Below are 26,958 nucleotides of genomic sequence, written 5' to 3'. Positions count from 1 at the left end.
GGGAGAACGATTACGGATACTCGAGGAAGAGCATGAGAAGTCAAAGCTGAATTAGTTGAAGCCGAGGAACAGCTTAATATCGACCAATACAATACAGTTGATGATAAAGTTAGAAAGCTTGAAAATGCCGAACGTATCTGTGAGTTAAAGCATGATAAGATTTTAGATACGCCTTTAATAGATGAAGCTGAATACAAGAAGAAACGTAAACAGTTAGAAGATAATGCAATCACTAAGATTGAAGCTATCAATGATAAAGCGTTACCGCTTATCACACAGATGAGGGAGCTGGCTGAGCAAACAGATATTATTTTCAATGAAACTAATGAACTACTAGATATCTTATTTAGAGACTTGTATAAGAGTGATGACATGATTAACCCATCATTTTCATATTATGAAAATGCTAGACTTTTATTCAATGATATTAAATCATCACACTTGACACAGCGCTTAGGAATTAAAAAGAACAATCATTCTTAGAACGTATGTTTATTCATCAAGATGAACAACAATCAAAGAAATATAAAATGAATAATAAAAAATAAGACCAGTTGGGCGGGTAGGATGGGAAAGGTTTTTGTAGTTTAAAAGTGGCTGTTTTGTAATCGTGCTTATCTTGTAAATAACTTTCAGTTCATAAGTTTTCATATTACAAATCACTTTCTTTTGGTAGGCGTACACAGTGCGCTTGCCTTTTGTTTTGTTGGGCTGTAAGTGTTGATGGGGTTTAAAATTAAATATTTGATAAAAAAAAGATTTTTATTATTTTTGAAGTGTTTTATAGTTTGTTAAATGAAACAAGATAACCCCCCTATGAAACGCTCGAAAACCGCACCAGAATAACGGTTGTACTCCTCTTGTAAAACTCTCCCCCATTTTTTTTGACACTTGAAACAGAAATTGCCCTATAAAATGGTATCTAAAAACTATCACAAACTTAATCATAACTAGAGAAAACTTAATTAAAATAATTACTAAATAGTAATAGCTTACATGAAACATATTAAATCATTATTGAAACGGGTAACGATATGAAAAAGAAATTGACTTTAGAAGAAATTAAATTGGAAAAAATGTTATCAAAAATAGAAAGAGACCTAACAGAAAAGAAGCATGCTCCTAACTTTAGGAAAAAATATAAACAGTATAGCGGTATTAAAAAGTAGGTAGTTACTTCCTTTTATTGTCTATATAAAGCGATATGAGACACATTTATTATTAAGTATATAAGTTATCGCATTTCCTATTGAAGTGGCTTAGAACGCAAGTGAGAGCGTCTGACAACGTGTTAGCAACAATCTTATTCCTTTAGCTAACTACATGACTGATTGATACTTGTATATCAGAATACCTTGTATCGTATAAATAGTACAATAGTATTATAATTATAAGTTGTTTTGTATAAAAAACGCGCTATATAATGTAATAGTACCAGAGTACCCCACCTAAATTTAACGGGGCTATGATTAAGTTTAAACAAAAGAACGCGGTCTATTTCGCGCAGTATTTCCCTTTTTTAAAACTTTTGAAAGAATGAAAAGACTATATTGTAGGCGTTTGTGAGACTTTTTTAGTCGTTATACTACCCCAAAGAGCAACAAAAAAACCGCATGGATAACCACACGGAAAAATAGATATGAGGTAGTTACAACTTTCCTATGTTGTTTTGAGAGAGAAATAGAGAGAAAACTGAAACTTCTTTTTTCTGAAAGTATACTACTTCCTTTGTTATCTGTAAACACCCTATAAAATCAATTCTAAGAGCGTTTAAGTTTTTAGGTATAATTCTATTGCTTCACTATTTAAAACACACCCCGCCCCACGTATGAGCCATAGGAGAGCCACTATAAGGTGTCTTCTTACAAAAATATCCAATTTTCCAGATTTTTTATAGGGTGTCATGGTCTCTATAAACATTGATATAACAGCTTTCTTTAAAAAATATGAGTGAAAAACGTACCTGTTTTAGACAGCAAAAAAGCCACTGATTAACAGTGACCTTACTACTCTGATAAGAACAAAAAGCACCCACGAAAGAACAACACCTTTAGTATTAGTTAGTAAATATATTATACCATAACATGCTAATAAATGCTAAGTTTTATCCTCTTTCAAATTGCTATAAAGCTAGTCATATCAATTGATACGGACAATCAGTCACTTAAAAACTTTACCTTGGCTTAGATTGGCAATATCAGCATTAAAGCTGGATATTTTTTCATTATTTTTCATTTATCAAACTTTTGAAATGTTGGTAAATGTTAACGTATCAATATATAAAGATAACTTTTAACCTGACTACATGAAAAAGGGGGCTATCTCTACCCACCCTACCCCCATTTTGTGAGCTTCCCGCTGTATTGTACATTTTTATTCATGTTAGGATATAGAACAAAGTTGAGCAATACCAGAACCAACAGAATTAACTTAAACCATTGATACCATTGATAATAATAGCTATAATGATAACCCCATTGTTCAAGTTAGGATATAGGAAACAAAACTTTCCGACTTTTTCCGATACTGCCATTTGTAAACTACTAATCTTTGCTAGAAAATACGAGCATATCCCAACAATACCCAACAATTCACAGGAAACAAAAATACCACCTTTCAATGGGTGCTTTTCTTCTTGCTTATCTGTGAATGATACGCGCCTAGAATGTCTTAAATTAAAAAATTTATTTTTTCCGAACGTTACCGTCTGTTTTTATATCAAAAATTGAACCCAAACAAGACCTATGTTATAGTAAACCTATTATTTTAAATAGGAGTATTCAAATGCATTGGGAAGTATTGAGAACAGAAAAATGTAGTCGTTGGCAATCTAATAAAATAATCAAAAAATTTACTACCGAAGAAGAAGCTAAAAGTTACAAAAGTTCTATAAAAGGGTATAGTGAAATATACATAGTTAACGAAAGCTACTCAAACCAATAGAAATCAGAAAGGCATTTCTTAAATAGAGATGTCTTTTATAATATAAAAAAAGCACTCTTCTAAATAAAGAGCGCAAAACGGGAGAATTGGGATAATTATATATTTATTTTTATGGAGAGAGAGAATATATAATTTTCCCGTTTTGAATAATTATAGCATAGATATTTCTTTTTGCAATACTGCAACTGGTACTAAAATATACTCTGTCTCTAATATTGTATCTACCATTAGCCAAATAAATGAGCTTCTCCCTATACATTTGACTTGTAATAAATATGCAATATTGTTTTATAAAAATTAATTAACAAAAATCCTAGAATATATTGAATTTTTTAAATATTTAAATTATAATATACTTATCTAAATAAAGACGAGCCTATGCTATCAGAGAGAGAGTGTGCACGGGCTTTTTTTATTTGTAATTAGAATAGTAATATGTTAAGTTGTTACTTGAGAGGTCTAGACCTCTTGCTAACATTTCTCGACTCGTACAATGTCTCCTAACATTGCATGAGTTTTTTATTATTAAAAGTAAAGTCTTTTATCATAATATGGCATTCCTATTGTGCTAAAAACTTCATGGTGGTATTATTCAGGTATAAAATAGCATAGGGGGCTTACTATGGTTAGGGATATACTTGATATTCTACTAAAGATATTTATCATTCCTTGGTATAGATTAGTCAAATATGTACTAGATGATATTGATTGAAAGAGGCGAATAGATGAAAAAGATAGTTAAATTATTTATCCTTATTCTGATTGGTGTACTTGGTGGTGTTGGTGGCAGTATGTACTTAGGAAGTGAGCGAGACAATGAAGAAGAAACTTACTAAAGATTGGTTGCTTGAAAATATCTACAATCTTATTTTAGACACTAACACACCTCAAAGTGAGCGAGAACTAATGCTAAAAGCCAAAATGGCACTAGAGAACAATGACTACTATATCCCAGTTGCAAAGGAACTAGTATCTGATATATCACGTTTAGCCATCAATAGAAAGTTATCAAGCGAAACTATTGCTTTTTATATGGCATTACAAAAAAGTCCACAATTACATAATAAGATAGGTCCTAATACATTTCTGTTTTTTTAGATATTAAGGGTAAAAGACCATGAAGAAGATCACTGACATTAAACATATAAAGACATTTAGGATAATACAAGCCATTGTACTAGTCTTAGCAATATATATATTAATCATAAAATGGGGAAACCCGTTTGGCGTCTTTTTTATAATAGGTATAAGCTGGTTATTATCTTTGTTACTTCCTTATGAGTATCAGGGCGGATATAATAAAGCACAAAAGAACGTTTTTCTAAAAAATGTTAGTCCACTGACAGAAAACCTAATCACTGATGGCTTAATTGCATTGGTTGTTATTATATTATATTTCTTAAATAAGTAAGGTAATCCTATGAAGCTAAAACAATTTACTGACATTAAACATATTAGGATAATAAAGGTTATTCAGATAGCCCTCCTCCTATTGGGGAACATTATTCTAGTGAAACATCTACCTAGTCTATTAAGTTATTTAATCATGACTATAATTTTACTTTTAGCCTTTCTCATTCCTAAAGACTACCAATGGGGGATTGGTGCTAAGAAATCTACTTTCTTTAGAAACAGTGACCCATTTATGGAAGCCATACTAATATTTGTTATCGTGATGATTATAATAATATCCATAAGTTGGTTTGTCTAATTTTTAACTAGTAGGAATAATAAACTTTAAGAGAATGCAATCACTTGTATTCTTTTTTCTATGCTCACCCCGACCTGAAAATAATCTACTTAAAACTAAAATTGGATAGCGGTGGGAAGGGTCGACTAAAGAAAAATATTTCTCTTACACGTAAGGGGGGGGATATAAAAAAATAAGCACTTTAATTAGTATTTTTCAATTATATAAATAATAGCATATTTTTATTGACAACGTTTTCAAATAAGAATATAATTATCTCAATTTATTAAGAAAGCTTGGTAAAAAAACATGGAAGTATTCACTTTATTTGCTAGTCTCATTGGTGTTTTCGCATTAGGATATTTAGTTTACTATATTTTTAGTTCAAAAAAAACCGACAAAACAAATCAAAATATTATCCAAAACCCATTATCTGGGAATGGCGGCATCCTAGTTGTGTTTTCAGATAAAGAAAAACAAATAGGAGACTTTCCAGAAATCTCTAAATTAGCTGATTGGGTTTACAATGATAGGTTAAAGGGTTTTGAAGCTACTAATATTAAATCAAAAATTGTATTAAGCGAACTTCGTCAAATATTCAAAGATTCCTATGGATTAGATAATAAACATGTTTCAGTTCAATCTATCGCTGGCACTTGGGGAACAATGATATCATAAAAAAATAAGCACCCGTTAAGGTGCCTTTTTTTTTTGCTTGCGGGACTCGTTTTTTGTGTACCTTTTTTCGTACTTTTTGTGCACTAATATATTAATCAATGAAACATAGAAAAATTGGAAAGTTATTAATACAGGGGTTATTCAACCTTATTAAAATATAAACAAATAGCACGGAATAAACCACGATTTTTCATTTTAATACTACCAAGTCACCTTTAAAAGGGGACCTTTTCCTTTTCATTTTTAACAATGTCTCTATTATAATTTATTCGAAAAAGAATAGCAAAAAATGATGACAGCTTTGCTATTCTCATAAAGAAAAAATCCCAACCAGAGTTGAGATAAATTATGACTAATTTTCAGGTACGAACTTAAATAGGACAACTGACATGATTGCTGTCATGCCAAAGAACAAAATCTTCATCCATACGAACGGAGCAAAAATAATAGATATTCCCATTAATATCCAAACTTGGATACATATTTTCTTTTTGCGGTCCCTAGCAATTGTCCGCGTTTCTAAATAGTCACCGACGTAGTATTTATAAACTTTTGTGTTGACCAACCAACTGTTAAAACGATCTGAACTTCTGGAGAAACAAAATCCTGCAAGTAACAAAAGGGGTGTTGTGGGTAAAATTGGTAACGGTATCCCAATAATTCCCAATACGAAACTTATTAAACCAACCGTAATATATATTATTTTTTTCATGATAATCCTTTTTCTTAATTTTTTACCATTATATCAAATTAAGAGAAAATCATCTCTCATCATGTTTTAATGTTATATATTTTGTTAAAAATTTTTGATTATTTCTTGATTTAATTTTACGAAAGCGATATCATTAAAATGAGAGAAAATCTCTTGGTTATTAGAAAAGAGGAAATACTATGAAACTGATTAGTATCGTCGGAACTAATTCAAAAAATTCCACTAATCGTAAGCTTCTCCAATATATGGTTAATCATTTTGCGGATAAATGTGATATTGAAATAATTGAAATCAAGGATATACCAGTCTTTAACAAGCCTGCTAACAAGGTTGTCCCTGAAATAGTAAAAGAAATCGCATCAAAAATTGAGGCTGCTGATGGTGTCATTATCGGTACACCTGAATATGACCACTCTATTCCTGCCGTACTGATGAATGCACTAGCCTGGTTATCCTATGGAATTTATCCACTGTTGAAAAAACCAGTCATGATTACTGGTGCTTCATATGGAACTCTCGGTTCTTCTCGTGCACAACTACAATTACGTCAAATCCTAAATGCACCAGAATTAAAAGCAACTGTTATGCCAGATGAATTCTTACTATCTCATTCCCTTCAAGCATTCGATAATGATGGTAATTTATTTGACCTAGAAACTATTCAAAAATTAGATGCCATCTTTGATGATTTTCGTATTTTTGTAAAAATTACCGGTAAGTTGTCTAATGCTCAAGATCTTTTGAAAAAAAATGCTGAGAACTTTGACTGGGAAAGTTTATAAGAAAAGAGGAAGTCAAATATGAAATTTGTAGGTATCGTCGGCTCAAACGCCGAACAATCATATAACCGTATCTTACTTGAATTTATTAGACGTCAGTTTAAAACAAAATTTGATCTTGAACTATTAGAAATCAAAGATATTCCTATGTTCAACCAAGATGACACAAATCAGTCAAATGAATTTGCGGTGCAATATATGTACAACAAAATCACTCGTGCTGATGGTGTAATCATTGCCACTCCTGAACATAATCACACCATTACACCTGCTTTGAAGAGTGCTTTAGAATTGATGTCTTTCAGTCTTCATCCACTTGAAAATAAGCCCGTTATGATTGTGGGAGCTTCTTACTATGACCAAGGAACATCACGCGCTCAGGTACATTTACGTAAAATTCTGGATGCTCCAGGTGTCAATGCTTACACATTACCAGGAAATGAATTCTTACTGGGTAAAGCTAAAGAAGCTTTTGACGACAAAGGAAACATCATTAACGAGGGAACTGTGAAATTCTTAGAATCTTGTTTAGATAACTTCATCAAATATGTTGGTGTCGTTTCTGCTTTAAAAAAACCTAAAGCAATTATGCCTGAAGATTTAGATGCTAGTAAACCAATTGCTACTACGATTACTGAAATCGATCCAGATGATCCAGATTGGTTAGAAAAAGCTTCTAAAATTGTCAATGCAGTTGAAGGGGACACTTATGTCAAACTTGATAATGGTCTCTTGACAGTTGATCAAATCAATATGTTCTTGAAAGCTATGCCATTCGAGCTAACCTTCGCCGATGACAATAATCAATTCCTCTATTACAACAATGCCCACCAAGACCCAGAAACAATGTATGCTAAACGTGTGCCTGCACAAGTTGGGAACCGTATGTCGACTGTTCACGGAAGTCTTCCTCCAAAACGTATGAAGAATGTTGAATGGGTTATTGGAACACTTCGTAACGGTAACCAAGAGTATGTTCGGACAATTGTACCTGGTTCCCCAGCAGAAATCATTAATACACACAACTACCAAGCAATGTACTATCCTGATGGATCTTATGCTGGTATTAATGAAATTGTCTTCAACTTTAAACCATGGTTAGACTGGTACTTAAAAGAAACTGGCCAACATTTAGCCGGTGGTAAAGCAAGTGCAATGCCTGCAGCTGCACACGCTCATGCCGATGCTAGCTCAGGTGCTTCAGACACCGGAGATGCTGCAGCTGCAGCCGAAGCAATTGTTGCTGAAGCAGATGCAAATTCTGGTGCTTCTGAAAGCTAATTATTTGAACTAAAAAAAAAAGACTCGATTTTAAAATCGAGTCTTTTTTTACTCAAACACAAACTGGTTGTGGTAGAGTTCTGAGTAGAATCCTTTTTGTCTGAGGAGCTCGTGATGATTTCCTTGCTCGATGACTTCACCGTCTTTTAAGACAATAATCTCATCAGCATTTAATATCGTTTTTAGTCTGTGGGCGATAACAAAGCTTGTTCGACCTGCGACAATAGCTTCCATAGCTTTTTGAATCTTACTTTCTGTAACAGTATCAACGTTTGACGTTGCTTCATCTAAGATGAGAACCTGTGGATCTGTTAACAGGGTCCGGGCAATTGAAATTAATTGCTTTTGACCTGTTGAGAAGATGTTTTCATCATCTGTTACTAGTGTATTGTAACCTTCCGGTAAAGACATGATAAAGTCATGAATATGGGTTGCACGCGCAGCTGTTTCAACCATTTCTTGACTAATGGAATCATCTCCAAATCGGATATTATCTGTAATTGTACCTGAGAAAAGGACTGATTCTTGTAATACAATTCCGACATTTTTACGAAGGCTATCCAGATCATAGTCACGAATATCAATACCATCAAAAGTAATTGAGCCAGCATCAACATCATAGAAACGGTTAATAAGGTTCATAATAGTTGTTTTACCAGAGCCAGTTGGCCCAACTACGGCTACCATTTTACCTTTTGACGCAGAAATTGAAACGTTCGATAAAACTTTTTTATTTGGTAAGTAGGCGAAATCAACATTTTTTATTTCAACGCCTTCTTTTAATTCTGAAAAGACAGGTCCATTCTCTGGACGGACTTCTTCTTTTTCATCGAACATTTCCTGTATGCGGCTAGCTCCAGTAAAGGCTAACTGTAACTCACCCCATGAAGCTGCAATTTGCATGATTGGTTGATAGTACTGTTGTGAATACTGAACAAACATCACGACCAAACCTAAACCAGCTGCCATTGAAATTGACTTATCGTCTAGGACAATTTTCGAACCAAGGAAGATAACAATGGCTGTGTTTACGAGACTCATCCCGTTCATAACAGGGAAGAGTAGTCCTGAGAAGAGGCGCCCTCTAAAGGTTGCTTGACGAACTTTTTCATTATGCTCTAAGAAACCATTAATCGTTTCTGCCTGAACACCTTGGACAATAATAGCTTTTTGACCAGAAATTTTTTCATCCATGTAGGCATTTAATGCTGAGACTTCTTTTTGTTGAATATTAGTGTATTTGCGAGCTAAACGGATAATGATAACTAAGAAAATCAAAGCGACAGGTGTTGAGGCAACAGTTAACCAAGCAAGACGTGTGTCCTGTCTAAACATCATCCATACTAAACCAATATACAAAGCAACGTTAGTTACAACCTGTACCAAAGATTGATTAAGTGAGTTTTGAATATTATCAAGGTCACTAGTGAAACGAGATAAGATATCACCATCTTTATGTTGATCAAAGAAAGCAACTGTAAGACGTTCCAATTTCCCAAATAACCCTTTTCTCATACGGTTCGTTGAGTGAGCAACGATTCTTGTAAAGAGTAAACTATAAACAAGGTTAGCAAGAGCTGTAAAGATATAAGCTAAAAGCAATTTCCACATTACAGCCATAAAATCTGACATATCTGGTTTAAAACCAGTTTGCCCAGCCATTTTTGCCATATAGTATTTTTGACCAATTTTACCCATTTCAGTTAGGGATTCCCCTAAGAAAACAGGTGCTTTAACTTGTAGGTAAGTGGCTAAAATAATAGCTACAAAGATAAAGAAAAATGATAATTTAAAACGTTTAAAATAAAACCAGAAAAAGCGTGCTGTTTTCATTAGTCTTCCTCCTTACCTTTCTGTGTATCATAAATTTCACGGTAGACTGCATTATTTGCTACTAATTCAGCATGGGTTCCTTGACCAATTAACTTACCTTCATCTAAAACTAAGATAGTATCGGCTTTAACCACTGACGAAATCTTTTGTGCAATGATAATTGTTGTTGTATCTTTCAAGTCCTTGTTTAAAGCTTCTTGGACTAGTTTCTCTGACTTAGCATCTAAGGCTGACGTTGAATCGTCCAAGACTAAGACCTTAGGATTACTGATAACCCCACGAGCAATGGACAACCGTTGTTTCTGACCACCAGAGAAATTATTTCCACGTTCTTCAACTTCACTTTCGTAGGCTAAATCCATTCGGTCAATAAATTCTTGAGCTTGCGCGATTCTAGCAGCACTTTCCATAGCTTGTAAATCAGCTGTTAAATTTCCTTGGCGAAGGTTATCTGCAATAGTCCCCGAAAAGAGAATAGCTTTTTGCAAAACAATTGAAACTGTTTCGCGGAGTGTTTGTTGGCTGAGTGTTTTTAAATCTTTACCACCAATTGTGATTGTACCCTCTTGTGGGTCAAATAAACGAGGAATTAATTGAGCCAAGGTTGATTTTCCGGCACCTGTTGCGCCAACGACACCAACCATTTGCCCAGATTTAATAGAGAAGGAAATATCTTTTAACATAGCATCTTCTTCATTTGGATATGAGAAAGATACATGATCAAAAACAATATCGCCATTTAAATCTTCAACTTCTTCAGTAGCAAAAGTCATTGCAGGTTCTGTCTCTAAAACTTCTTTCAGACGACCAATTGAAATAAAAGCACGACTAGCTTGCATCCCCATGAATCCAACCATAATAATTGAAAACATGATTTGCATCATATAAGTCATGAAGGAAGCAATACTACCTATAACTGTTGGATCTGTTTTTACCATCTTGGAAACTAATAAGAGTGATACAAAAACAGCTAAATACGAAACTAGCATTAAAGCTGGTTGCATCATTGAAAAACCGTACCCAATAAACATATTAAGATCTAATAGTTCATTTGATGTCTCTTTGAATTTAGCATATTGTTCTCTTTCTTGAACGAACGATTTAACGACACGAACACCACGTAGATTCTCTTTAGCAATACGATTAATTTTATCCATCAAGGTTTGGAACTTCCCAAAACGTGGGCCCATTTGACTCATAACAAGGGCCATAATAATAGCAATTAATACAACCATCAGGATAATAACCCACCATAGTTTTGGTAAAGTGTTAACCGCCATAATAAAGGCACCTATAAATAAAATTGGTAAACGGAGCAAGACTTGGAAAATCATCATCACCAAGTTTTGGATTTGGTTAACATCGTTGGTCATACGAACAACTAAATTACCAGCATTAAATTCCTCAACATTAGCATATGAAAAACTTTGGATTTTTCTAAATACCTTCTCACGGATATCAGCTGATACACCTTGAGCTATCTTAGCTGCTAAAATGGTATTGACAGTACCGGCAATTAAACCAACTCCTGCAATAATCAATAATAACTGTCCAACTTCTGTAATTTTATCTGTGTCATTTTTCATGACTGCACTTAGCACATCTTTCAGATAATGAGGTTGTAACAATGCACTTGCTACAACTGCTATGATCATTAAGACAGAACCTAGGGCATACCATTTATAACGCATGATGGCATTTTTAAGCATTTTTCTCTCCTTTGTATTCAGCAATATTTAGTTTTAGCTGGTCTATGACATGCTTGACTGTCATAAAGTCATCTTTTGATATTTCCTTGAAAAAATAATTTTCGATAGCCTTCCGGCATTCATGCAACAAAGGAATCTTTTCTTTTCCAACCTCTGTTAATACGACTTGTTTAAAACGTTTATCTGCTATTGAAGGAACTACTTCAATAAAACCATTTTTTTCCATGCGTTTAACTAAATTACTGGAAACTGATTTTGAGATATTTAATGTTTTTTCAATATCTTTAACAAAGATTTCTCGGTCCTGATTTCTTTCCAAGAAAACAAGTACATGGCCTTGAGGCCCAGCTAACTGGTCAATATGGTAAGCTTGCGCAATTTCTTAAGTGATTTGTTCAATTTGATGAGTCAAATCACGAAGATCAGCAATAATACGTGACATATTTTTCCTCCTTAGTTCTCATGATGACTATTTTAGTTCTCTTGGGAACTATTGTCAATGAAAATAGCTTATTTTTTTCAAAAATTTTAATCTTTTTTATGAAAATGATTACATTTTTGAGCCCATGTATGCCTTTTCTATTAGATGAATAAAAGCATCTGTGTTATAATAAAATTGACTAACTCTAAATTACGAGGAGAAAAAGAATGAATAAACAAAAAGTTGCAATTTTAGGTCCCGGTTCTTGGGGGACTGCTTTGTCTCAAGTCTTAATTGATAATGGACACCAAGTTATCCTTTGGGGAGACTCAGAGCAACAAATTACTGAAATCAATACAGAGCATACAAATACACGTTATTTCAATGATATCGTTTTAGATGAACGCATTACTGCGACTACTAACTTGAAAGAAGCTTTAGCTGAGGTAGATGCAATTCTTTTTGTAGTGCCAACAAAAGTTACTCGATTAGTTGCCAAACAAGTTGCTGAAGTTCTGGACCATAAAGTAACTATCATGCATGCTTCTAAAGGTCTTGAACCAGGAAGCCACGAAAGACTATCAACTGTTATCTCTGAAGAAATTCCTACCGAGCTACGCAGTGACATTGTCGTTGTATCAGGTCCTAGTCATGCGGAAGAAACAATTGTTCGTGATATTACCTTGATTACTGCAGCATCAAAAGATTTGGATTCTGCTAAATATGTCCAAAGTTTGTTTAGTAACCGTTATTTCCGTCTTTATACCAATTCTGATGTAATCGGAGTTGAAACAGCTGGTGCTCTTAAAAACATCATAGCTGTTGGTGCTGGTGCCCTTCACGGTTTAGGCTATGGTGATAATGCCAAAGCTGCTGTCATTACTCGTGGTTTAGCTGAAATTACTCGTCTTGGGGTTAAACTTGGAGCTAATCCATTAACTTACAGTGGTTTATCTGGTGTTGGTGACTTAATTGTTACTGGTACTTCTGTTCATTCACGAAACTGGCGTGCTGGTGATGCGCTTGGTCGTGGCGAAAAACTGGAAGATATTGAACGTAACATGGGAATGGTCATCGAAGGAATTTCAACAACTAAAGTTGCATATGAAATTGCACAAGAACTTGGTGTCTATATGCCTATTACAAGTGCTATCTACCGAGTTATCTATGAAGGTGCTGAAGTTAAAGCAAGCATTCTTGAAATGATGTCTAATGAATTCCGTTCTGAAAACGAATGGCACTAATAAGTAATATTGGAGGCACAAATGACTAAAGTAAGAAAAGCAATTATTCCTGCCGCAGGCCTTGGAACAAGATTTTTACCAGCCACAAAAGCACTAGCCAAGGAAATGTTGCCTATCGTTGACAAACCAACAATTCAATTTATTGTTGAAGAAGCATTAAAATCTGGGATTGAAGAAATCCTGATTGTTACTGGTAAAGCAAAACGTTCTATCGAAGACCACTTTGATTCCAACTTTGAATTAGAGTATAACCTAAAACAAAAAGGGAAAACTGAACTCCTCAAATTAGTTGATGAAACAACTTCAATCAATTTGCATTTTATCAGACAAAGTCATCCAAGAGGCTTGGGTGATGCCGTCTTACAAGCGAAAGCTTTTGTTGGAAATGAACCATTCATCGTTATGCTTGGTGACGATCTTATGGATATCACTGACAACTCAGTAATTCCCCTAACAAGACAATTAATGAACGACTTCGAGACAACCCATGCGTCAACAATTGCCGTTATGAAGGTTCCTCATGAAGATGTTTCTTCTTACGGGGTAATCGCTCCGCACGGTAAAGCTCACCATGGTTTGTACAGCGTTTCAACTTTCGTAGAAAAACCAAAACCTGAAGATGCTCCTAGTGATTTAGCTATCATCGGACGTTATCTCCTTACCCCTGAAATTTTCGAAATCTTAGAAAATCAGGCACCAGGTGCAGGTAACGAAATCCAATTGACTGATGCTATTGATACATTGAACAAAACGCAACGCGTCTTTGCTCGTGAATTCACTGGAAATCGTTATGATGTTGGTGATAAATTTGGCTTTATGAAAACTTCTATCGACTATGCTTTGAAACATGAGCAAGTTAAAGATGATTTGAAAAAATACATTATCCAATTAGGTAAAGAATTGGAAGGAAAAACAGAAACAAAATAAAAAGTGCCTAGGGGCACTTTTTTTATGTTAGATAAGTATAAGTTAGGATTGCGACTACAAGAAAGACATATAGAGCTAGCGATGCTAATCGATATTTTCTCTCAAATTGATTTTCTGGTGCTTGGCTAGGCAAGAAAAGTGCTGCTAAAGCACCACCGACAATCCCACCAATATGTCCTGCAATACTAACATTAGGCATAAAAATATTCATCAGTAAGTTGACAAAAATTAGTGACTGGTAAGACTTAGATAAAGCTTTTAATGATAAATTTTGACTAAAATAACCCAAAACAGTTATGGCCGCAAATAGTCCAAATAAGGACGTTGATGCACCTGCAGCTACGGTTGAAGGTGTAAAAGCTAAAACAAATAGGTTACCCATAATACCAGATAAGAGATACAAGAGCAGAAAATGACGTGCTCCCCACAGTTTCTCAGATAACTGACCAACAAATACCAATGTTAGCCCATTGAGTAAAAAATGTTCCCAACCAATATGAACAAAGATGGCACTAACTAGACGCCATAACTGAGAAGGTAGGGCTTTTACAGCAACTCCATACATGCCACCAAATTGGTAAATAGCCTGAACTGATCTAGCAAACTGACCATAAAATACTTGCATGGCTAAAAAAACCAGTGCGGTCAGAATTAATAATGTTAATGTAACTGGATTCTTTCGCAAATCATATATCATAAGGCATAAACCACTTCCACTGCAACATCATGTGCGGCAGGTTGAAATTGAGCTTTTTGACACTGATAAATGGTCGAAAAAGTATGACCCTGGTAATAACTTAGATAACGATCATAATAACCGCCACCATAGCCAATCCGGAATCCTTCTTCAGTAAAAGCAACTCCTGGCACATGAATCAGATCAATTTGATCTTTTGTCACTTCCTCTTCGCTAATTGGCTCCATCAATCCATAAGACGTTCTTTGTAAGTCTTTTGGATTATAGTGTACAAAAATCATTCGACCTTTCCCGTATGTTTTAGGGACAACAATTATTTTACCATCAGCCAATGCACGCTTGATGAAAAGGGTTGTTTTGTATTCATGAGGCATGGCTAGATAAGTCGCAACAATTTTGGCATCTTTGTATGCTTGTGAATTACAAACTAATTCTAGTAACTGCAAGTCTTTTTGACTTTTTTCTTTTTTATCCATCTTTTTCATAGATGAAATTACTTGTGTTCTTAATTCCTTTTTTTCCATATGATAAGTTTACCACAAAAAATGTCATTTGCCTTTTTTGGATAGTTATTGCTATTTGTTATGACAAAAGTTAAAATATAAAAGAATTTACAATTTTTTTATGGAGTTTAGGATGCAAAATTTAACAAAAGGTAACCCTTTAAAAGTTATCTTGATTTTTACCCTACCTTTACTAATAGGTAGTTTTTTTCAACTTGCTTATAATTTCGCAGATAGTATTATCGTTGGTCATACTTTAGGACAAGATGCCTTCGCAGCTGTTGGAGCGACAGGAAGTATTATGTTTCTGGTAGTCGGTTTTGCGATGGGGCTGACTTCTGGGCTGACTATTGTCACCTCACAGCGATTTGGTGCCCAAGATTTTATTGGAGTCAAAACTAGTTATGTTCACGGACTATTTTACTCTGTATTAGTCAGTTTTATCCTTACAGTCATTTCTGTAGTTTTCTTAAAACCACTACTCTATTTAATGCAAACCCCAGAAAACTTAATTGATAATTCCTATCAATTTCTTCTTGCCATGTTTTCGGGATTAATCTTCACTATTTTATTTAATTACTTATCAAATGCAATAAGAAGTCTAGGTAACTCTCGAACACCATTAGTTGCCTTAATCTTGGCTAGTATCCTTAACATCTTTTTGGAATTTCTTTTTATATTAGGTTTTAAGATGGGCGTTTTAGGAGCTGGTATTGCAACCATTACAGCGCAAGCTTTTTCAGTTGCTTACCTATTCTATTATATCCACAAAAATATTCCCTTTTTCAGATTGACCCGAGCAGACTTGGTCATTGATAAAGATAATCTTAACCAACACGGACGACTAGCAATTCCAATGGGCTTTCAAGCCAGTATTATTGCTATTGGTGCCATCACCTTACAAGTCACAATCAATAAGCTAGGAACTCAGGCTATCGCAGCGCAAGCCATTGCTAGCAAAACTGACCAATTAGCCATGTTACCAATGATTAATTTAGGTTTGGCCGTTTCAACTTTCACTGCACAGAACTTTGGTGCAAAAGAATTTAAGCGTATCTTTGAGGGACTCAAGAGTTCCCTTATCCTGGGAATAGGATGGGCAGTCTTTTTCGCCATCCTTCTCATTTCATGCCACCATTTCTTTTCTTCTTTATTTATCGCTGATGCAGACCCAGAAGTTTTCCATTTAGCATTACTTTACTATCTGATTAATGGGTCTTTCTACTGGCTCTTAGCAATTCTCTTTATTCTACGCAGCTTTATTCAAGGCTTGGGTTACGGATTTGTACCAACGGTTGCTGGAATTATGGAATTGGTGATGAGAGCTGGTGTAGCTATTATTGGTTTAATTTATTTTGGCTTTGCTGGTATTGCCTCAGCCAATCCTGCAGCTTGGATTGGCAGCGTCCTAATCTTAATCCCTTCAACTTTTATTTTGTTAAAACGACTTAAAGAACAAGAACTACAAGAATTTCTGTCAGTTAAGGAAATTTTAAGCTAAGTGTATTATCATAGTTATATCCTAAACAACGGTTTACCCAGACCGTGGGGTAGAAAGAGTAATCTGACCTACCCTTTTCATAAATCTCCAGGACACCTCCCTCATAGGTGTCCTATTTTTTTACAAAAAATTAATCAATTCCGAAAATATCTCGCGTATATACTTTATGGCCAACATCAGCTAATGAACGATCAAAGCGATTAGAAACAATGATTGTAGATTCTTTTTTAAAGCTATCTAAATTTTTAGTGACCTCATAGTCTAGTTCCTCTTCCAACATTGGTTCATAAATTAGCACTCGGATTTGATAAGAACTTAATAAATCCATCACGTCTTTGATAGCACTTTCTCTAAAGTTATCTGAGTTACTTTTCATAATTAAACGATGAACCCCAACAGTTGGTTCCTTGTCATTTTCATCTCGATCCTTTAGCAGTTCCTTAATCCGCTCGGCAATAAACTCCTTACGTTTTTGATTTGAAGCAACGATGGCAGATATTAAAGCTTGCGGTGTATCTTTGTAATTAGCTAATAACTGCTTAGTATCTTTTGGTAAGCAATAGCCACCGTAACCAAATGATGGATTATTATAATGTTCACCAATTCGTCTATCGCGACAGATACCTTCAATAACACGTTGTACATCCAAGCCTTTTGCCTCAGCATAGGTATCTAATTCATTGAAGTAAGAAACTCGCATAGCTAAATAAGTATTGGCAAATAGCTTAACCGCCTCGGCCTCATCAGTTCCCATAAAAAGAAGTGGGACTTCCTTAGTTAAGGCAGCTTCTTTGAGAAGCTTTCCAAATTCTCTAGCAGCTTCTATTGTCGCAGCTGAATCCTCTTTCTCATAAGAAACAATAATTCGACTGGGATGTAAATTATCATGTAAAGCTTTTGATTCTCTTAAAAATTCTGGACTAAAAATAATTCTATCCGTCTTAAATTGTTCTCTGACTTGTTTGATAAAGCCCATCGGGATGGTTGATTTAATAACAATAATTGCTTTATCATTGACTTTTAATGCCTGTGAAATAACGGCTTCAACATGTTTTGTATCAAAGAAATCAATATCACTATTGTAATTTGTTGGTGTGGCAACAATAATTAAATCTGCTTGGCTATAAGCCGAATCACCATCTAAGGTAGCGGTGAGAGATAAAGGCTTTTCAGCTAAATAACTTTCGATTTCCTTATCTTGAATTGGTGATTTTCTTTGATTAATTAATTTTACTTTTTCTTCAACAATATCAACGATGGTTACGGGATTAGTTTGTGCAAGTAAGACACCTAAGGATAAACCAACATATCCGGAACCGGCAACAGTAATTTTCAATTCTTTTTTTCCTTTCTACGAATAATTAAGTAAGAGATTCTTTTTTTCGAGTTCCCCAGTCAGCATTTCTAATGGTTAATAGTGAATAGAGCTTAAGTGGCTGCAAGACAAAAAGGTGAAGCAAGCCATAAAAAGGTGATAATAGAAATGCAAGAGGGTGCTTAACCATGTAATGAACGTTTCGGCACAGGGCGACAATAAAAATGATTAGTAGAAAGGCTAGTAATTTTTGCCATGAAAAAGCTTGTACTTCACCAATCACTAAATTACAGATTGAATAGATCAACATGATAAACATTGATACTTCAACAGTTGTCCAAACTGCGACCAGTGGACAAGATAATAGTTTTTTAACTGAGATTAATGATTCTCTAAAGAAAGATTTATTCCAACGATTCTGTTGTTTTAGGTATGTTTTGAACTGATGAGGAACATCTGTATCGCAACGAGCAGTTGATTGATAAACGGTCTTCCCTAAGTCAGTTGCATAATTGGTTAGACACCTGTCATCACCAATGCTCACCGGAACACCTAAGAAAGTTTGACTGGTATAACGTTTGATGTTAGGAACAACAACTTGGCGACGATAAATACTTAAAGGCCCCGAACAAACTAAGATATTCCCTGTCACAGATTGAGCCGCACGCTCGACACCAAAGGCATTGTCATAACGGATATCTGTTAAACGTGTTAATAGGTTAATATCTCGATTACGAGCGTTTAGATGCCCAGTTGCTGCATAAACTCGATTATCATTGAAGGTCTTTAATAGCTCTTCTAAGGCATTTGGATAGATATAGGTATCTGAGTCAACTGTTAAGAAAACATCTGCTTTTGATCGTTCAAAAGCCCAAGACTGAGCATGACGCTTCCCAACATTTTGTTCTAGTCGCTTAACGATAATTTTATCAGCTTTATTGTTACTATTTACATAGTCTTCAATCTTACTTATTCCTGATATATCCGCACTTCCATCATCAATCACATAAATTTCTCTGATTGGGTAATTTTGCGCCTCAACACTTTTCAGTGTTTCAAGTAAAGATTGTCCATCTTCATTATAGGAAGGGATAATTGCCGCCACATGATACTGACCAGCTTGTCCTTTATAAGGACGATAGAGAAATGATAGACCCATCTTAACAGAAAGATAAACCATTAAGACTATACCATAAACAGCTAGACTTCCTTTTGTCCCAAAAACAAAGACATTGAGCATTATTAAAAGCGTCCACAATACTATGAAAGTGACGAAAGTAATTGCATTTTTAATTTTTTCCATTGTTACCTCTCTTTATTTATTTTGACTCCATCAGCAAACGAAGTCACAAACTAAAAATTATTATAGTAAAGAGACAGGCGACTTTCAAACCAAGTTTTGATGTAAAAATTTAGAACTTGACCTTGTCATTTTTTTAAAAATAATATAAAAAACTACCTAGTTTGATATAACTAGGTAGTTTTTTTCATTATCCATTAATTAAGTTATCTAGAAATGCACCTACTTCTTTGACCGCAAAAGTAAGGGCCTCTTCGTTTGGACTCATCTTAGCATGGTGCAGTGGAAAAGGGGTTTCAACACCGAGCCAGAACATCACTCCTGGAATTTTGCTCAGTAAGAAGCCAAAATCTTCGCCAGTCATCGCTGGTAAACATTCAATTAAGTCTACAGATTCACGTTTTTTGAAAAATGCCATCAAGTTCTTAGCTAACTCCGGATTGTTTTCAACTGGGAGATAACCTCCTTGTTTTAATTCAATCTGAACTTCCAAATCAAAGCTGGCTGCAACGCCTTCTGCTATGGTCTGAATTCGTTTTTGTGTTAATATACTCATCTCTTGCGTTAAGGTACGGATTGTCCCATGTAAGTCCGCCCGTTCAGAGATAATATTGCTGGTCGTTCCTGCATGCATTGATCCAAAGGTCACTACAGCGCCTTCGATTGGGTCAACGTTGCGACTAACTATGGTTTGAACTTGTGTCAGGAAATATGCGGCAGCGATTAAGGCATCATTGGAATGATGAGGAAATGCTGCATGCCCCCCTTTTCCAAGAAAAGCAATTTTTACTTCACAGGTTCCCGCAAATAAAGTAGATGTATTAGTCGCAATTTGCCCAACTTTAAGATCTGGTCTAACATGGAGTGCATAGCATTCATCAGGAATCCACTCGTTTAAGGCACCATCTTGATACATAAGCATCCCTCCAGCCTCATTTTCTTCAGCTGGTTGAAAGATGAAAAGCATATTATTTTTGGGTTTATATTTGGATAAGCGTTCAAATAAGCCTAAGGCTACTGTCATATGGACATCATGTCCACAGGCATGCATATTGCCTTCATGTTGGCTAGAAAACTCTAACCCCGTCTCTTCTTTTACAGGAAGTCCATCTATGTCCGTCCGCCAAGCAACTGTCTTTTCAGGATCGTAGCCACTCAAATAGACTAAAATTCCGGTCTGACAGGTTTTAATTGTAATAAATGGCTTATTATCACTAATTTCCTTAATAATGTTCAGTAAAAATGCCTGAGTTTTAACTTCCTTTAGCCCAATTTCTGGAATCTGATGTAAGTGTCGTCTCGTTGCTAGCAAATCTATCATATCGTACTTCTCTTTCTTAGATTAAACGGAGTGCCTCTTCTAGTGCTGTTTTTTGTTGGGTTTGGGCATCAATTTCTTTGATGATTCGCGCTGGGACACCAGCAACAACAACGTTTTCTGGTACATTTTGGGTAACAATAGCTCCCGCAGCAACGACTGAACCGTCACCAATTTGCACACCCTCGATGATAACAGCGTTTGCACCTACTAAAACATTATCACCAACTCGAACAGGTTCTGCCGATGCCGGTTCAATAACACCTGCTAAGACAGCACCAGCACCGATATGACTATTTTTCCCAACAGATGCTCTTCCTCCAAGAATGGCACCCATGTCAATCATCGTTCCTGCACCAATCTCTGCACCAATATTTATAATTGCACCCATCATGATAACGGCATTGTCATCAATCGTAACTTGGTCACGAATAATCGCCCCTGGTTCAATCCGTGCATTGATAGCTCGTTTATCTAGTAAAGGAACCGCAGAATTACGACCATCTTGCTCTAGAACGTAATCTTTGTTCTCTGTTAAGCCAGCTAGTAACGGTTCAACATCTTTCCAATCACCAAATAAAACATTACCTAATTGTAAAACAGATTCTGGTAGTGGAACTGCTAATTGGCCTTGATAAGTTACCTTGACTGATGTTTTCTTTTCTGCGTTCCCGATAAATGCAATAATTTCCTGTGCTGTCATTTTTTGTGCTGTCATATTTCCAACTCCTCGTGCTTAGTTTTCTTATTATAACAAATTATCAGAAAATTTGGGAAATAAGTTATTTAACTTCAATAAAAAAACTAAAAACCTACAGGTCTATCTTCGACCTGTAGGTTTTTAGTTCAAATCTCGGTAAAAGTATTGTTTCTACTAACAGTCTATTTGAATTATTGATCCAATTTCTAAATGCGGACTATTGACTCCTTTTACATGCAATGTGCCAGGTAATGAAGCCTCTTCACTCCCATCGAAGGAAAGTGTAATGTGACCTAGACTTGATAAATTTTTTTCAACAACATTTCCGACTGCTGTGATGGTATACTTTTCTTCCCCGATAATTACCTTACCATTCTTGATGATGGTTCCAGTCAATTCTTTATTATTAATTGTAAAACAAAATTCTGATAAGTCAGCTGGAGCCCCTTCACCAAATAGAATTAACATATTTGTGTTTTCAATCATATTTTGAGCCTCTGACCCAATTTCCAATACTTTAGTTTCAAATACTTTTACCATTTTATTTTCCTTTTCAAATTTTATTTTATTATACTTCTTTTACTGATAAAGTCCAATACTTGCAATCCAAGCTACCACAACACGAGGTACCCCATTTAAGAAACGAGAATAAAGTACAGAAGGTACACCTACTTCAACTGTCTCAGCATCTGCTTCAGATAAACCTAAGGCAACTGGAATAAAATCACATCCATTTTGTGTGTTAATGGCAAATAGTGCAGGTAACGCCATCTGTGGTGGAATATTACCTTTCCCAATCTCAACACCAATTAGTGTTCCAATAATTTGTGATATTACTGCCCCAGGCCCTAATAATGGTGATAAGAATGGCAATGAACAGATAAAACCAATTAAAATTAATCCCCATATATTTCCAGCAAGTGGAATCATTAATTTAGCTAACCAGTTACCTACCCCAGAACCTTGTATAAAACCAATTAATAATGATACAAAAGCCATAAATGGAAGAATTGTATTGATGAGTGTTTGAATAGCTTCTCGAGCGGCCTGATTAAATGTTGCAACAACTTTACCAGCGCCCATTCCAATCCTAGCTACAAAACTGCTTTCAGCTCGTTGCTCAGTGATTTTTTTACTAGTATCAAAAGTTGGTTTTTTCTTTTCTTCGATAGTACTAATATTTTCAACTTTACTTTCTTGCGTAGAAGTAATTTGATTCATACCTACAGAAGAAACATAAATATCTTCATTAATGTATTGTGCTAATGGGCCACTTTTTCCTGTAGCGACTATGTTGATCGTTGGAATTCCTTTTTTGGGATAAATGCCACAACGTAGTGTTCCACCACAATCTACAATAGCTAAAGCTACTTCTTCATCTGGAATCGATGTTTTAAAACCATTAACAGCTTCCATGCCAGTTAATTCAGAAATTTTATCAACAATTTCCGGTTTTTCGCCTCCACCAGTAATATAGATAAATTTATGTTTTTGTTCAGTTGGTGTTATGATTAGTGGTCCACCATATCCGCCACTTCCTTTTTCAACTCGAATACTTGAATATGTCATTTTAAAATCCTCACTTATCTAATTCAATTGTTTTACTTAGGGTAACACCTTGTTGCTTAGAAACATAAGCTGTCGTAAAATCGGTCACCCAACCACTGACAAAGTTCATGATCAAACCTACTAATAAGTATCTAATAGCAAGTTCCATCTGACTCAAACCTAATGTCTTTATTCCTGAAGCAATTCCCATCCAAACAAATAATTCTCCTGGATTGATATGAGGGAAAACACCATTTGATGTGTGACAAAATTGCATTTGAGAGGCAACATAACTTGGTTTGTAGTACTCTGGCATAAATCGTCCCATACTAATAGCCATCGGATTCCCTAGCATAAATGCTGATATAAATGGTAAGATCATATAGCGACTAATTGGATTTCGTGCAGATACCTCAGCAAGTTTATTTACTTTTTCTTCTCCCAGTAATCCTATAAGCGCGTTCATAGCTACTAATAACATCAATACTACAGGTACAATTCCTGTCATCCAGCTGACAAAGGTTTCTCCACCTAGTTGAAAAAGTTTCATAAAACCTTCAGCAAATTTAGTAATATAGTCCATCCTTAACTCCTTTTATTTATTAATTGTAATTTTAGTCTTGAAATTAAACCTTTAACGTGCAAGTTCATATCAAATGCTGATCCGTATTTAGACACGTCTTCATATGACCCTGCTTCCGTTCTTAAGAACAACTCCTGTGCGTCTTTAATTGCTGCTTGTAACAGTTTGTTTTCTTGTCTAACCAATGGATTATGATGATCCAGATAATGGATATCTTGCCCAATATAGTTTGGCATATCTTTAAACATAGCAATTATTGTAACACCTTGCATTCTTTTAGCTTTTAAAACTTTTCCACTATTATCAACTGCAAACATAACAATAGTTCCAGCCTTTATTTTTCCAGAGCGTTTTCCAATAGCAACTTTTCCAGCTTTTCTTAACTCAGAATAAGTTTCATTGAAGTTTTTTAATTGTTTTAATCCAAAAATTATTTGAAGAATATATGCAATTACCATTACTAAACCAAGTATTATCATATTATTCATTAGAATACCTCTCTATCTTTTGTAAAACTAATAAAGCTTTCTTCATTATCAATTTTTCTTAGTTCATTTTTTAAACTATCACTACCTGCAATCCTAAAAATATCATCATAAAGTTCAAGTAATTCCGCTTCTTTTATGCCTTCAATTGTTTTTGGAATAGCAAGCATGAAAATAAATTCTACTAAGTTGTTAGTTCCCTTGAAAGGTTCCTCTAATAAACCTAACATTAGAATAATATTACCGTCTATGTGGTTAATAGTATGCGGAAATGCAACAAGATTACCAAATTGAGTTGTCTGTTTTTCTTCTCTTTTTAGAATTCTATCTTCAAATTCAAAATCAACTAACTGAGTCTCTTGTAAATGTTTAGCCATTTCTTTCAAATAATCTTGATAAGTTTCTCTAGGCTTTAACCTTAAAAATTTAAAGGTGGTCGTTTCCAAATTTTTCTGATGAAAATGGTTGACACGTTGCCATTCATTCTGCAACCATTGATCGTCAAATAAGTTTGTAATTTGCACTACTGGAGATTTTAAGTTTGCAAATTTTAATGGAATGGTTGTAAAAATGGCAAAATAGTTATCATCTAATTCAGGATTAAAGTCCTCTTCAGAGAACTGAGAAATAGCTATGTCCCTTCCCAATACTTGAGTTAGTCTTCTACAAATCATATTCGCAGTCCCTCTACCTGTTGTACAAACAACTGCTATTTTCTTTGTGGTGGTTTTAATAATTTCATTCTTTTCCCTTAAAACCATTTCAAAATATAATGCTAAGTAGCTTCTTTCAGAGAGTTGTAAAAGATAACCAAATTCTTCTTCCAACACTTCTGATGCTACATTAGCCATTTCAAAAGCTAAAGGGTATTTATATCTGATTTCACCATGAAAGATATCATTGATTTGAAAATGGAAAATCAGTCTATTGATTAAGTACTTTAAATGTGATTGAATATCAGAAAATAGTATCTTTTCATCAAAATTAATGTATAGTTTACTTTTTACTCTTTCCACTGCTTTATGATAAATTGAGAACAGCTTATCATCATAGTAATCACTATAACTTAGCCCCTCAATATACTGAACATTCAAGGGGAAATTAATGAAATTTTTTTCAAATTGACTTAACGAAATCTGATAATTCATTTCTAGGTAAAATAATAACTCTTCCATCAATTCGTTAGATTTAACCTCATTACTATAAAGTGAAATTGGTTTATCAAAATGATGATTATTTTTTATCCTAAGGATAGCTACTGAAATTGATTTTGTTAACAATTCTTGAATCTTTTTGGGGATTTTAAATGTTTTAAATAAGTTCAATAAAAATGACAATGTTTCATGATTAATATTTTCAATTTCAAAATGACTATACACTTTATGAATATAGATTAATCTTAAGTTTAATTCTTCTCCAGAAATTTCAATTCCCCTATTAGGTTTACTCAAAATTTCAAGTGAAAAATCTTTTGCTATCTGTTTTACTATTTTTAAGTCCTTATTGATTGTCCCTCTACTAACAGATATCTCTTCAGCTAAATCATCAATAATTAATGGTTTTATACTATCTACTAGACGTTTTATGATATAAGCTATCCGTTTTGTCGAAGAATTAAAATCACTTGTTTTTCGTAAACTGCCCCCTAAAATACTTTCAAGTCTAGAATAATCATAAACTCTAAGTTCAAGTAAATTTTTCTTTTGAACGATTTCAACATCGTTATCTAGAATGTCATTTAATTGAGCTACACTTTTTAATAATGTTTGTTGACTGATATCTAGTTCCTGAATTAATGTATCAATTTCGACTTTATGTTGCGCCACCAAAATGTCTATAATTTTATACCAACGATTAACTAATGTCACAACTCTCTTCTTTCTTTGTTTATTTATCCTCTCGTTTTACCACCTGCTACATTAGTTGTAATTCCGGTAATATAACTTGAACGATCAGATATATAATAAGCTACCAAATCTGCAACTTCTTTTAATTTTCCACTTCTACCAAGAGGTGTAGTGCTAGTTGAAGCATATCCTGCTCTTATTTCTTCAACTGTTTTCCCTCTAGTATATCCTAATGATTCTTCATAAGCTAATGTTCTCAGACCTGTTGCTTCCATTATTCCTGGAGCAACACCAACTACACGAACACCATGTTTCCCTAGTTCTTTTGCCCAAGAACGCGTGTAACTATAGACTGCTGCTTTCGTTGCCGCATAGGCACTTTGACCTTCAGAGCCTTCCAGACCTGCTTCTGAGGCCATATTAACAATAACACCAGAACCATTTTTTACTAATACTCGTCCAACCGCTTGACTGACTAAGAACAATCCCATTTGATTAATCATCGTAATTTTTTCAAATGTCTTGTCATCTAATTCATATTGTCCATGTGGATCATTTGGATCAACTAGAAGGCGAGGAACATTAATACCAGCATTATTAACAACTGCATCAATTGTTCCAAAAGTTTCGATAATTTTATCAACCCCAGCTTCTACTTCTTTTCTAGAAGTAACATCTACTTTTACAAATAAATAGTTGGGATGTTCTAAATTATTATCCGCAATATCAAAATTGACGACATTAACGTTTAGTTCTAATAGTTCATCCACAATTGCCTTACCAATTCCAGACGATGCTCCGGTAACTAAAACTGTCTTACCTGAAATATTTAACCAATCAGTCATTTGTTTCTCCTTAAATCTTTATTTGATAAGTCTAGTTTAAAACGTTTTCACTTTTTAATTAAGTCAGTCTTTTTTTGAATTGACATTATAAAACTATAC

At 34.6% G+C, this 26,958-nt stretch carries 23 protein-coding genes and 1 pseudogene; 8 read left to right on the top strand and 16 right to left on the bottom strand.

Translation table 11 applies throughout. From position 1 onward, the window contains the following. Positions 1–3,759 precede the first annotated feature (3,759 nt). The 3 genes from SPB_RS10840 to SPB_RS10925 all read left to right on the top strand — a co-directional run bounded on the left by SPB_RS10840 (position 3,760) and on the right by SPB_RS10925 (position 5,311). A complete protein-coding gene (locus SPB_RS10840; protein ID WP_003103407.1) occupies positions 3,760–4,041 on the top strand; it encodes a bacteriocin immunity family protein in 282 nt (93 codons plus the stop codon). Positions 4,042–4,489: 448 nt separating this feature from the next. Then, positions 4,490–4,654: a hypothetical protein gene (locus SPB_RS11410; RefSeq protein ID WP_175282151.1), complete on the top strand. Its 165-nt coding sequence runs from the start codon at positions 4,490–4,492 to the stop codon at positions 4,652–4,654. Positions 4,655–4,942: 288 nt separating this feature from the next. Beyond that, entirely contained in the window at positions 4,943–5,311 is a 369-nt protein-coding gene (locus tag SPB_RS10925; protein WP_003105818.1) for a hypothetical protein, read from the top strand. Between the two features lie 352 nt (positions 5,312–5,663). Here the strand turns inward: SPB_RS10925 and SPB_RS10820 are convergent, their stop codons facing one another. Continuing rightward, a complete protein-coding gene (locus SPB_RS10820) occupies positions 5,664–6,023 on the bottom strand; it encodes a YbaN family protein (RefSeq protein ID WP_003104655.1) in 360 nt (119 codons plus the stop codon). Between the two features lie 179 nt (positions 6,024–6,202). Here SPB_RS10820 and SPB_RS10815 point away from each other — a divergent pair, with 179 nt between their 5' ends. Next, a complete protein-coding gene (locus SPB_RS10815; protein WP_003104239.1) occupies positions 6,203–6,805 on the top strand; it encodes an NADPH-dependent FMN reductase in 603 nt (200 codons plus the stop codon). Positions 6,806–6,823: 18 nt separating this feature from the next. Continuing rightward, positions 6,824–8,083: an NAD(P)H-dependent oxidoreductase gene (locus tag SPB_RS10810; RefSeq protein ID WP_003102888.1), complete on the top strand. Its 1,260-nt coding sequence runs from the start codon at positions 6,824–6,826 to the stop codon at positions 8,081–8,083. A 48-nt stretch (positions 8,084–8,131) separates the two neighbouring features. Here SPB_RS10810 and SPB_RS10805 read toward each other — a convergent pair whose 3' ends face one another. From SPB_RS10805 to SPB_RS10795, 3 genes and pseudogenes are all read right to left on the bottom strand, one after another. After that, on the bottom strand, positions 8,132–9,916 hold the full coding sequence (locus SPB_RS10805) for an ABC transporter ATP-binding protein (protein WP_003102433.1): 1,785 nt from the start codon (positions 9,914–9,916) through the stop codon (positions 8,132–8,134). Further along, the gene (locus tag SPB_RS10800) at positions 9,916–11,625 is read right to left on the bottom strand and encodes an ABC transporter ATP-binding protein (RefSeq protein WP_003105695.1); all 1,710 of its coding nucleotides are present in this window, start codon (positions 11,623–11,625) and stop codon (positions 9,916–9,918) included. Before SPB_RS10800 ends, SPB_RS10805 begins: the two co-directional genes overlap by 1 nt. Beyond that, positions 11,618–12,067, bottom strand: a pseudogene (locus SPB_RS10795) (MarR family winged helix-turn-helix transcriptional regulator). The gene SPB_RS10800 and the pseudogene SPB_RS10795 overlap by 8 nt, the downstream one beginning before the upstream one ends. A gap of 206 nt (positions 12,068–12,273) precedes the next feature. Between SPB_RS10795 and SPB_RS10790 the strand changes: the two are divergent. Beyond that, positions 12,274–13,290, top strand: coding sequence for an NAD(P)H-dependent glycerol-3-phosphate dehydrogenase (locus SPB_RS10790; RefSeq protein ID WP_003103951.1), 1,017 nt, complete (start codon positions 12,274–12,276; stop codon positions 13,288–13,290). 21 nt (positions 13,291–13,311) lie between these two features. Further along, the gene (gene galU / locus SPB_RS10785) at positions 13,312–14,217 is read left to right on the top strand and encodes a UTP--glucose-1-phosphate uridylyltransferase GalU (protein ID WP_003103063.1); all 906 of its coding nucleotides are present in this window, start codon (positions 13,312–13,314) and stop codon (positions 14,215–14,217) included. A gap of 22 nt (positions 14,218–14,239) precedes the next feature. Here galU and SPB_RS10780 read toward each other — a convergent pair whose 3' ends face one another. Beyond that, positions 14,240–14,914: a rhomboid family intramembrane serine protease gene (locus SPB_RS10780; RefSeq protein ID WP_003103715.1), complete on the bottom strand. Its 675-nt coding sequence runs from the start codon at positions 14,912–14,914 to the stop codon at positions 14,240–14,242. Then, a complete protein-coding gene (locus SPB_RS10775; protein ID WP_003104087.1) occupies positions 14,911–15,438 on the bottom strand; it encodes a 5-formyltetrahydrofolate cyclo-ligase in 528 nt (175 codons plus the stop codon). Before SPB_RS10775 ends, SPB_RS10780 begins: the two co-directional genes overlap by 4 nt. A gap of 112 nt (positions 15,439–15,550) precedes the next feature. Here SPB_RS10775 and SPB_RS10770 point away from each other — a divergent pair, with 112 nt between their 5' ends. Next, on the top strand, positions 15,551–16,918 hold the full coding sequence (locus SPB_RS10770) for an MATE family efflux transporter (RefSeq protein ID WP_003105465.1): 1,368 nt from the start codon (positions 15,551–15,553) through the stop codon (positions 16,916–16,918). Positions 16,919–17,048: 130 nt separating this feature from the next. Here SPB_RS10770 and SPB_RS10765 read toward each other — a convergent pair whose 3' ends face one another. The 10 genes from SPB_RS10765 to SPB_RS10720 form a co-directional block, all read right to left on the bottom strand. After that, positions 17,049–18,254, bottom strand: a complete 1,206-nt coding sequence (locus SPB_RS10765) for a nucleotide sugar dehydrogenase (protein WP_003104371.1) — start codon at positions 18,252–18,254, stop codon at positions 17,049–17,051. A 25-nt stretch (positions 18,255–18,279) separates the two neighbouring features. Next, positions 18,280–19,536: a glycosyltransferase family 2 protein gene (locus SPB_RS10760; protein ID WP_003105206.1), complete on the bottom strand. Its 1,257-nt coding sequence runs from the start codon at positions 19,534–19,536 to the stop codon at positions 18,280–18,282. 187 nt (positions 19,537–19,723) lie between these two features. Next, the gene (locus SPB_RS10755) at positions 19,724–20,854 is read right to left on the bottom strand and encodes an N-acetyldiaminopimelate deacetylase (protein ID WP_003104562.1); all 1,131 of its coding nucleotides are present in this window, start codon (positions 20,852–20,854) and stop codon (positions 19,724–19,726) included. Between the two features lie 16 nt (positions 20,855–20,870). Next, positions 20,871–21,569 carry a 2,3,4,5-tetrahydropyridine-2,6-dicarboxylate N-acetyltransferase gene (dapD, locus tag SPB_RS10750; RefSeq protein ID WP_003103502.1) on the bottom strand — a complete coding sequence of 233 codons (699 nt, stop codon included), beginning with the start codon at positions 21,567–21,569 and terminating at the stop codon, positions 20,871–20,873. Positions 21,570–21,725: 156 nt separating this feature from the next. Then, entirely contained in the window at positions 21,726–22,091 is a 366-nt protein-coding gene (locus tag SPB_RS10745; RefSeq protein ID WP_003103334.1) for a PTS glucitol/sorbitol transporter subunit IIA, read from the bottom strand. A gap of 39 nt (positions 22,092–22,130) precedes the next feature. Next, on the bottom strand, positions 22,131–23,120 hold the full coding sequence (srlE, locus tag SPB_RS10740) for a PTS glucitol/sorbitol transporter subunit IIB (protein WP_003106025.1): 990 nt from the start codon (positions 23,118–23,120) through the stop codon (positions 22,131–22,133). A gap of 10 nt (positions 23,121–23,130) precedes the next feature. Further along, positions 23,131–23,682, bottom strand: a complete 552-nt coding sequence (gene srlA / locus SPB_RS10735; RefSeq protein WP_003103085.1) for a PTS glucitol/sorbitol transporter subunit IIC — start codon at positions 23,680–23,682, stop codon at positions 23,131–23,133. A gap of 2 nt (positions 23,683–23,684) precedes the next feature. Next, positions 23,685–24,170, bottom strand: coding sequence for a transcriptional regulator GutM (locus tag SPB_RS10730; protein WP_003104053.1), 486 nt, complete (start codon positions 24,168–24,170; stop codon positions 23,685–23,687). Next, complete coding sequence (locus SPB_RS10725) at positions 24,170–26,035, bottom strand: BglG family transcription antiterminator (protein WP_003103115.1); 1,866 nt, start codon at positions 26,033–26,035, stop codon at positions 24,170–24,172. The genes SPB_RS10730 and SPB_RS10725 overlap by 1 nt, the downstream gene beginning before the upstream one ends. A gap of 23 nt (positions 26,036–26,058) precedes the next feature. After that, positions 26,059–26,859, bottom strand: coding sequence for an SDR family oxidoreductase (locus SPB_RS10720; protein ID WP_003106003.1), 801 nt, complete (start codon positions 26,857–26,859; stop codon positions 26,059–26,061). Positions 26,860–26,958: the final 99 nt, after the last annotated feature.

The sequence above is a fragment of the Streptococcus parauberis NCFD 2020 genome (assembly GCF_000187935.1).
GTDB classification, from domain to species: Bacteria; Bacillota; Bacilli; order Lactobacillales; family Streptococcaceae; genus Streptococcus; species Streptococcus parauberis.
This window is presented reverse-complemented; position numbering and strand designations above follow the sequence as displayed.

What these genes read in the sequence shown, in the direction of transcription:
- SPB_RS10925 (WP_003105818.1), top strand. Translation starts at nt 4,943, where the DNA reads ATGGAAGTATTCACTTTATTTGCTAGTCTCATTGGTGTTTTCGCATTA.
- SPB_RS10810 (WP_003102888.1), top strand. Translation starts at nt 6,824, where the DNA reads ATGAAATTTGTAGGTATCGTCGGCTCAAACGCCGAACAATCATATAAC.
- SPB_RS10840 (WP_003103407.1), top strand. Translation starts at nt 3,760, where the DNA reads ATGAAGAAGAAACTTACTAAAGATTGGTTGCTTGAAAATATCTACAAT.
- dapD (WP_003103502.1), bottom strand. Translation starts at nt 21,569, where the DNA reads ATGACAGCACAAAAAATGACAGCACAGGAAATTATTGCATTTATCGGG.
- galU (WP_003103063.1), top strand. Translation starts at nt 13,312, where the DNA reads ATGACTAAAGTAAGAAAAGCAATTATTCCTGCCGCAGGCCTTGGAACA.
- SPB_RS10760 (WP_003105206.1), bottom strand. Translation starts at nt 19,536, where the DNA reads ATGGAAAAAATTAAAAATGCAATTACTTTCGTCACTTTCATAGTATTG.
- SPB_RS10720 (WP_003106003.1), bottom strand. Translation starts at nt 26,859, where the DNA reads ATGACTGATTGGTTAAATATTTCAGGTAAGACAGTTTTAGTTACCGGA.
- SPB_RS10805 (WP_003102433.1), bottom strand. Translation starts at nt 9,916, where the DNA reads ATGAAAACAGCACGCTTTTTCTGGTTTTATTTTAAACGTTTTAAATTA.
- SPB_RS10800 (WP_003105695.1), bottom strand. Translation starts at nt 11,625, where the DNA reads ATGCTTAAAAATGCCATCATGCGTTATAAATGGTATGCCCTAGGTTCT.
- SPB_RS10815 (WP_003104239.1), top strand. Translation starts at nt 6,203, where the DNA reads ATGAAACTGATTAGTATCGTCGGAACTAATTCAAAAAATTCCACTAAT.
- srlE (WP_003106025.1), bottom strand. Translation starts at nt 23,120, where the DNA reads ATGACATATTCAAGTATTCGAGTTGAAAAAGGAAGTGGCGGATATGGT.
- SPB_RS10820 (WP_003104655.1), bottom strand. Translation starts at nt 6,023, where the DNA reads ATGAAAAAAATAATATATATTACGGTTGGTTTAATAAGTTTCGTATTG.
- SPB_RS10775 (WP_003104087.1), bottom strand. Translation starts at nt 15,438, where the DNA reads ATGGAAAAAAAGGAATTAAGAACACAAGTAATTTCATCTATGAAAAAG.
- srlA (WP_003103085.1), bottom strand. Translation starts at nt 23,682, where the DNA reads ATGGACTATATTACTAAATTTGCTGAAGGTTTTATGAAACTTTTTCAA.
- SPB_RS10780 (WP_003103715.1), bottom strand. Translation starts at nt 14,914, where the DNA reads ATGATATATGATTTGCGAAAGAATCCAGTTACATTAACATTATTAATT.
- SPB_RS10770 (WP_003105465.1), top strand. Translation starts at nt 15,551, where the DNA reads ATGCAAAATTTAACAAAAGGTAACCCTTTAAAAGTTATCTTGATTTTT.
- SPB_RS10730 (WP_003104053.1), bottom strand. Translation starts at nt 24,170, where the DNA reads ATGAATAATATGATAATACTTGGTTTAGTAATGGTAATTGCATATATT.
- SPB_RS10755 (WP_003104562.1), bottom strand. Translation starts at nt 20,854, where the DNA reads ATGATAGATTTGCTAGCAACGAGACGACACTTACATCAGATTCCAGAA.
- SPB_RS11410 (WP_175282151.1), top strand. Translation starts at nt 4,490, where the DNA reads ATGACTATAATTTTACTTTTAGCCTTTCTCATTCCTAAAGACTACCAA.
- SPB_RS10790 (WP_003103951.1), top strand. Translation starts at nt 12,274, where the DNA reads ATGAATAAACAAAAAGTTGCAATTTTAGGTCCCGGTTCTTGGGGGACT.
- SPB_RS10745 (WP_003103334.1), bottom strand. Translation starts at nt 22,091, where the DNA reads ATGGTAAAAGTATTTGAAACTAAAGTATTGGAAATTGGGTCAGAGGCT.